Genomic DNA, 590 nt, shown 5'->3' with positions numbered 1-590 from the left:
GTCAGGCCCAGCTGGAGCCGACGGAGGCGTCGGTGTTGGCCATGTTGTTGCCGGCGCTCTGCACCTTCTGACCGTGGGCATTGGCCTGCTCATAGATCACCGCGAAGTTGCGCCCAAGCTGCGTCACGAACTCCTGGCACGCCACCGAACCCGCGCCACCCCAGAAATCCCCGGCAGCCAACACATCATGCACGATCGCCTGGTGCTCAGCCTCCAACGACGCCGCCTGCGCCCGAATCAACGCACCGTGGGCGTCGACGTCACCGAACTGGTAATTGATGCTCATCTGAGATTCTCCTTCTGACCGTGCTAGCTCGACAGAATCTGCTGGGAAGCAGCTTCCTGCTGCTCGTAGTGGTTAGCGTCACGGATCAACCCATCACGCACACCGTGCAGCATCGTCACAATGTTGCGAAACGCCGTCTGCATCTGACCCATGGTGTCCATCGAGGTCCGCTCGGCCAAACCACCCCAGCCCGCCCCGGAAATATTCGTCGACGACGCCCACATCCGCCGGGCCTCATCCTCAACCGTCTGGGCGTGCACATCAAAACGCCCCGCCATCGCACGCATCGCGTCCGGATCAGTCA

2 protein-coding genes are annotated in these 590 nt (G+C 62.2%); both read right to left on the bottom strand.

What is annotated here, in order from left to right:
- Position 1: 1 nt before the first annotated feature.
- Positions 2-286: a WXG100 family type VII secretion target gene (locus BST28_RS23020; protein WP_083083226.1), complete on the bottom strand. Its 285-nt coding sequence runs from the start codon at positions 284-286 to the stop codon at positions 2-4.
- Positions 287-309: 23 nt separating this feature from the next.
- The coding region (locus BST28_RS23015; protein WP_109560784.1) for a WXG100 family type VII secretion target at positions 310-590 on the bottom strand (281 nt) is incomplete at its 5' end.

It is taken from the genome of Mycolicibacter kumamotonensis, assembly GCF_002086285.1.
Classification (GTDB): Bacteria; Actinomycetota; Actinomycetes; order Mycobacteriales; family Mycobacteriaceae; genus Mycobacterium; species Mycobacterium kumamotonense.
The sequence above is the reverse complement of the archived record's forward strand: the minus strand, read 5'-3'. Positions and strand labels throughout refer to the sequence as shown.